Origin of the sequence: Anaerobacillus sp. CMMVII, from assembly GCF_025377685.1 — a bacterium.
Taxonomy (GTDB): Bacteria; Bacillota; Bacilli; order Bacillales; family Anaerobacillaceae; genus Anaerobacillus.
On record NZ_JACEHK010000008.1, the window covers coordinates 326,402 to 332,469 of the forward strand.

Consider the following 6,068-nt stretch of genomic DNA (forward strand, 5'->3'; position numbering starts at 1 on the left):
ATTGCCTTGAAACGATATTTTGCATTTGTACTATTAGTGTTAGCAACCGAGTTAGCTTTGCTTATCGGAATAGCTTTCTTTTTTGACGTCAATCTATTAACCACGCTATTCTTTGGATCTGCTTTCTTTGTTTTTGTTGCGTATCTTCTAAGTTCTTCAGGTGATGCGTTTACGAAAATGCAAGAGGTCGCTGCGTTTGATGCAACAGGGGGAAAATATCAGCCCAAGTATGAGAAATTAACACTACAATTTGGACCATTTTTGAGTGGCTCGATTTTATGCTTCATCGCATATTTTGTAATTGCCTATTTTATATAGTAAAAAAGCGACAATTTAATGCCGCTACTAGTTACTTTCAATCGGTATAAGTTTCGTTCTCGAATGGTACATTCTTGCAAAAAAGAAAATAATAAGTGTCGTAATAATCAAGGTACCGTGTAAAACCCAAACCATATGAGCCATTGTCAGTTTTTCAAGTAGGATAGGGGCGATCACAAAGCCGAGCGCAAATCCTAATGATTTCAATAGCATTCCCACACCGAAAATTCTGCCACGGATATAATTATCAGACTTTTGGAGTATGGTTGCATGAAGGGTTGTAAAGCATGCATCGAAAATTCCTGTAAAGAAAGCAAACGGAAAGAGGATCCAAAGCATCGTCGTCGATAAAAAGATAATAAATCCTGTTGACATTAAGATAGCTGATCCAAGACAGACCCAATAGAGCTTTTGTTCGATAAGCCATTTTAATTTTGGAAGGATCATCGTAGCGAAAACAGACCCAATTCCCCAAACGCCCCAGATCATTCCATAGTAAAATCCTTGTCTTTCAAAGTCTATCGTTTCAGCTAGTAATGGAATGCCTAGATTGTGAGAACTACCAGCAAAGGCCCCAACTAGAAAGACGATATTCACCATCATCAACATAGGTGCAAGAGTAAGATATTTATAGACTTCCTTCAAATCATTAATAATACTCGTGACTTTCTGTTTTAGCCCTGAGGCAAGAGCAGCACTCGTACTTTCCACAGAGGTTTCCCATTTCATTTTCACCAAGACAATCGCAGAGATTAGGTAGGTAGAGGCATCGAGAATTAACGTAACTTTATAACCTAAAAAGTCAGTAATTAACGCAGCACCAATGAACCCAGCTACAAGACTAATTGACGTTAGTCGGGCAATAATCGCGTTCGTTTGTAGAATTTTATTTTCCCCAAAAATTCTTGGGATTTCTGCACTAAAGCTAACCGCAAAAAATGTACTCGTAAAGCCAATTAAAAATGAAACAATGATAATAAGGGTTGGATTTGGAAATGGGATCAGGATCAGAATAATGAGTGCTCTGATAATATCAGTGTTGATCATTATTTTTCTACGGTTAAACCGATCTGCAATCACCCCAGAAAAAAGACTAGATAAGACCCCGCCGAAGGTTCTAGCGGCCATTGCTGCGGCAAGCCAGATGGGACTTCCTGTTGCAGCGTAAATTAGCACATTAAGAACGATTAAGTCCATAAATGTGCCAAAATCGGAAAAAGCTTTTACATATAAAAATAGTTTACGGTTCATGCTGTTCTCCTTTAGATGAGTAAAACTTGCTAAGAACTATTGTAATGAGTATTTACTTATTTCGCAATGCGAAGTTTTACCATGGAGAATTTTCTAATTAGAAGGATTTCTCTAAAGTGGCGAGGAATTAAAGATAGTTGAAACTATTTCTCATTATGTTTCGTCTATTTATACAAGGCACTTTTCTAAAACATTGCTCCTGCGGTTACTCGTCGCACAAAAAAACTTGCTCCTGCGGTTACTCGTCGCACAAAAAAACTTGCTGCTTTTTAACCTAAAATAGTTGGAACATATCACCATATTAATTGAGTAAGAAAAGAGCACTACTCGTAGTAAAACCTTAGTATTATTCGAAAGCAACAAACTTTGTGAAAATAGCCTAATTCAAGAAAGAGAGGAGAAGTGTCAATGAAAAGAATAGTGTTATGTTTAAGTGTTTTAGTGATGATGGGTATGCTTATTGGATGCAGTAAATCTTCAGAGGCCCAAGTTGATCTATCACCAAAAGAAACGATTATTCAGTTTTTTGAGTACCAAAACGAAAAAAAACTAGAAGAAATGGAAGGCTTACTCAGCGAAGATCGGAAGGGGATTTCTTGGGAGTTAAACAAATTAAGATCCATCGAAATTCTATCTATTGAAGAAGAAAGCTCGCCTGAGATGAAAGAGCAATATATCAAGTATGGACGTGGGAAGGATATCAAAGAGTCTAATATTAGTGTCTTTAAAGTTGAATTTGAAGTGGATTATGCTGGTGGTTTTGGGTCTGGATTAGATAACGGAGTACATAGTTGGTGGTATTATCTCACGAGAGAAACCGATACAGCGCCATGGAAAATTGATGATTGGGGCTATTAATTGTTGGGTTTAAATGGTAAATTCTACCTACCTATTTGTAAAATTCGGGATGTGAACATATGAAACTTTTATTAAAGCGATTTATTATTTATGGCATTGCTATATTAGTCATCTTCTTTTTGCAAGGAAGAACCAAAAGCATTGATGTTACATATGAAGAAGCAATTGATAGCTTTCATCATTATGAAATGGTAGTTAATGATTTTATCGAAAATCCAGCCAAAGAAAAAATCCCAAAAGTTAGTCGATCCGGAGCAGTATTTCTAATGAATAGCGATGATTTAATAGAGCATCAAACATTTTATAACAAGGTATTTACTAATGAACCAATACTCACGGCAGAGGAAATGGCTCGTTTAGAGGAAGTAACGAACATCGCTCAGGAATTAGACGAAACATATGTGACTACTGCCTTAGAATTAGTTTATAAGGCAAGTGATTTTTCGCTTTTAATTGCCGAGGCTATAGAATCAGGGAAGTATAAATCTGAGAGTATTGAAATTAAAAGTTTAAACAACAACTTTACTATTATTGTAGAAGGTACTTTTCACGCTGATACCACTGGGAATATATTGACGAGGTATTTTTTAATCGAAACAGAAAGTGGGAATTATTACTGGAAGCGTCCCGTAAACTTCTCCATGAGTATTAGTGATCGAGAAGTTTCTATTACTGAGGGGAAAATAAAGTATGAAATTAAGGGTAAAGTGATTTATTAGGCAATGGGAAATTTTTGGTTTTTTTTAATACAGTTTGGCAAAGAACACAAGCATGGAGGTGGAACAACTGAGTAGATTAACGAAGTCTTCAAAGAATAAGCTGTTTTATGGAGTATGTAGTGGGATCGCTGAACATTTTGATATCCATCCTCTTGGCGTGAGAATACTATTCATTTCTCTACCAGCTTCAGTAGTACTGTACTTTATTTTAGCTTTTCATTTACCCGAAAAACATTCATCACTTTATTAAGTATACAAATAGTGTAGTTGTGCATTGGAACAATGGAAGAGATAGTAGTAGTCTCAAATCTAAGGAGGGGTATGAAATGGATGAAGAAAAGTGGGTTCCCTTAATGGAAAAATATAAAAAGAACGGAAAGTATGTATTGATCTTTTTTGGTATTCTAATCACTAGTCTTGTAATCTTTATTATATTAAGAGAAGATGTTTTTTTGCGCAGAGATTTTTTAGAAGATGCCATATATAGTTTTGGAACTGTTATAGTACTTCTCCTTGCCTATTTAATTGCTCAATTTCATTATCTTATAGACTTATTAAAGAAGAAATAATTAAGAAAATCATTCCGTAATTAGGTATTGTGAATCGTTACCCGTCCACTTGTAGGTTTAATTATTTGAAAATTAAATAAATTTATAAGAAAATGGAAAAGAAAGGGGGAAATCGATTGGAAATTAGTTTAGAAAAGCAACCCAAAAGAAGTCTCGTAAAAAAGATACTTATTATTTTAACGCTGGTGATATTAGCTATTATTCTAGTAGCGAGTGTTTGGGGGTATTTACAACTTAAAAAACCTCTACCAAAGATAAGTGGAACCGTACATATTTCGGGACTAGTTGAACCGGTTTCTGTATGGCGCGATGTAAATGGAGTTCCTCATATTGAAGCCACGAATGAGCATGACCTATATTTTGCTCAAGGGTATGTGACTGCTCAGGATCGCTTGTTTCAAATGGATTTAGGTAGAAGACAAGCGTCAGGAAGACTGAGTGAGGTAATTGGTGAGGCGACTGTAAATAATGACAAATACTTTCGGACGTTTGGTTTACGAAGAGCCGCAGAAGCATCGCTTGCAGTACTATCAGAAGAAGCACATCAAACTTTGACGTCCTATGCAGCTGGAGTAAACGCTTTTATAGATGAAGCGAAGTCAAATGGTACCTTGCCAATTGAGTTTCGGTTTATGGGCTATGAACCAGAAGAATGGACTGAACTAGATTCCCTCACACTAGGAAAATATATGGCATATGACTTAGGCGGGAACTGGCACGGACAATTGTTCAGACATTATCTATTGCAATATTTCAGTGAGGATGAAGCGTTGGATTTATTTCCAAGTTATCCAAAAGAGGGACCGCATATTCTCGATGTCGTTAAAGAAAACCAGTTAGATTTTTCCCATAGTTTAGCAAGTAACTTTGTCCCTAATGCTGAAAATGGAAGTAATAACTGGGTTCTGGCAGGAAGTCGAACAGAAACAGGGCTTCCGCTACTTGCAGATGACCCTCATTTAAGTTTGGCAACTCCGTCGATTTGGTATGAAACACATTTACAATCTCCGGAAGTCAATGTAACAGGGGTGATTTTTGCCGGTATTCCAGGGATTATCCTCGGTCATAACGAGCATATCGCTTGGGGAGTGACAAATGTTGGTCCAGATGTACAACAGCTTTATCTTGAAAAACGAAATCCAACGAATCCCTATGAGTTTGAGTACATGGGTGAATGGGAAGAGGCAAATGTTATTAAGGAAGAAATTAATGTGAAAGGAAAGGATGCTCCTGAAAAGCACGAGATTGTTATCACTCGTCATGGTCCAATTATTTCTGAATTTGCGCATACGGATCATCCAAAACAAGCGTTATCTCTTCGGTGGACAGCGCATGATCCAACGCCAGAATTAGAAGCAGTGTTACGTTACAATAAGGCAACAAATTGGGACGAATTTAAAGAGGCATTAACGTATTTTCGGGCACCCGCGCAAAACTTTGTTTTTGCAGCTACTGATGGAACGATTGCCTATCGGGCGAATGGGTTAATTCCGATCCGTGCGAACAATGAAGCATTATTACCTGTGCCAGGCTGGACGGATGAGTATGAATGGCAAGGCTTTATTCCTTGGGAAGAGTTGCCAACTATCGTAAATCCGCCAGGAGGGTTCATTTCCACAGCAAACAACAAAGTCGTAGACGATGACTATCCTTATCATATTTCTCATAGCTGGGCACAACCTTTTCGGCAGCGGCGAATTGTCGACGTTTTAGAAAGTAAAGAGATTTTTTCATTAGAAGATATGAAGGCGCTTCAATTTGATCAGAAAAATTTACAAGCGGCGGAATTATTGCCTCTGTTATTACCTATTGTAAAAAGAGCGGCAGATTTACGAAATATTGATGAACAAGCAATCGAACTTCTGGAAAATTGGGATCAGAACGATGATAAAAATCTCGCTGCACCACTCATTCATCACCTGTGGATCACTTCATTTTCAAATTATATTTTGAGGAGAGATTTCATGGCGAGATGGCTAGGCACTTTCGAGATACCAGAGTCGTCGTTGATGAGCTGATACGCCGCGCTGCAAGAGGTGATGTCAGTCCTTGGATAGGGAAAAAAGGTGATTTCGACGAGGTTGTTGTAACCGCACTTCAGTTAGCGATCGACCGGGCAAGTGAGTTACAAGGTACAAATATAAAAAAATGGGAATGGGGTAAATTCCATCAGGTTAAGTTTCAGCATCCATTAGCAGCGATCTCGCCACTGCATCTTTTATTTAACCCGAACCCTCAGGCAGTTGGTGGAAGTGCGATCACGGTCATGGCTGCGTCATGGAATTTAACTACAGGCGAAGTAAATCATGGAGCTGGCTGGAGAGGTGTCATGGATTTAGCTGATTTATCAAGA

Annotated in this window: 8 protein-coding genes; 7 read left to right on the forward strand and 1 reads right to left on the reverse strand. The window is 37.8% G+C overall.

Features of this window, described 5'->3' with window-relative positions:
- Positions 1–6 precede the first annotated feature (6 nt).
- Positions 7–318 carry a hypothetical protein gene (locus H1D32_RS12435; protein WP_261178610.1) on the forward strand — a complete coding sequence of 104 codons (312 nt, stop codon included), beginning with the start codon at positions 7–9 and terminating at the stop codon, positions 316–318.
- A gap of 27 nt (positions 319–345) precedes the next feature.
- Here H1D32_RS12435 and H1D32_RS12440 read toward each other — a convergent pair whose 3' ends face one another.
- Positions 346–1,569: an MFS transporter gene (locus H1D32_RS12440; RefSeq protein WP_261178611.1), complete on the reverse strand. Its 1,224-nt coding sequence runs from the start codon at positions 1,567–1,569 to the stop codon at positions 346–348.
- Between the two features lie 408 nt (positions 1,570–1,977).
- On the opposite strand from H1D32_RS12440, the gene H1D32_RS12445 reads away from it, so the two are divergent.
- The 6 genes from H1D32_RS12445 to H1D32_RS12470 form a co-directional block, all read left to right on the forward strand.
- Entirely contained in the window at positions 1,978–2,427 is a 450-nt protein-coding gene (locus tag H1D32_RS12445) for a DUF4829 domain-containing protein (protein ID WP_261178613.1), read from the forward strand.
- Positions 2,428–2,486: 59 nt separating this feature from the next.
- A complete protein-coding gene (locus H1D32_RS12450) occupies positions 2,487–3,146 on the forward strand; it encodes a hypothetical protein (protein ID WP_261178614.1) in 660 nt (219 codons plus the stop codon).
- 52 nt (positions 3,147–3,198) lie between these two features.
- Positions 3,199–3,396, forward strand: coding sequence for a PspC domain-containing protein (locus H1D32_RS12455; RefSeq protein WP_261178615.1), 198 nt, complete (start codon positions 3,199–3,201; stop codon positions 3,394–3,396).
- A 76-nt stretch (positions 3,397–3,472) separates the two neighbouring features.
- Positions 3,473–3,715, forward strand: a complete 243-nt coding sequence (locus H1D32_RS12460; protein WP_261178616.1) for a hypothetical protein — start codon at positions 3,473–3,475, stop codon at positions 3,713–3,715.
- A gap of 116 nt (positions 3,716–3,831) precedes the next feature.
- Complete coding sequence (locus H1D32_RS12465) at positions 3,832–5,733, forward strand: penicillin acylase family protein (protein WP_261178617.1); 1,902 nt, start codon at positions 3,832–3,834, stop codon at positions 5,731–5,733.
- A partial coding sequence (locus H1D32_RS12470; RefSeq protein ID WP_261178618.1) for a penicillin acylase family protein occupies positions 5,688–6,068 on the forward strand: 381 nt, incomplete at its 3' end. The genes H1D32_RS12465 and H1D32_RS12470, both read left to right, overlap by 46 nt.

Excerpts from the sequence above, each read along its gene's own strand:
- H1D32_RS12440 (WP_261178611.1), bottom strand. The coding sequence starts at position 1,569 with ATGAACCGTAAACTATTTTTATATGTAAAAGCTTTTTCCGATTTTGGC.
- H1D32_RS12445 (WP_261178613.1), top strand. The coding sequence starts at position 1,978 with ATGAAAAGAATAGTGTTATGTTTAAGTGTTTTAGTGATGATGGGTATG.
- H1D32_RS12450 (WP_261178614.1), top strand. The coding sequence starts at position 2,487 with ATGAAACTTTTATTAAAGCGATTTATTATTTATGGCATTGCTATATTA.
- H1D32_RS12455 (WP_261178615.1), top strand. The coding sequence starts at position 3,199 with ATGGAGGTGGAACAACTGAGTAGATTAACGAAGTCTTCAAAGAATAAG.
- H1D32_RS12460 (WP_261178616.1), top strand. The coding sequence starts at position 3,473 with ATGGATGAAGAAAAGTGGGTTCCCTTAATGGAAAAATATAAAAAGAAC.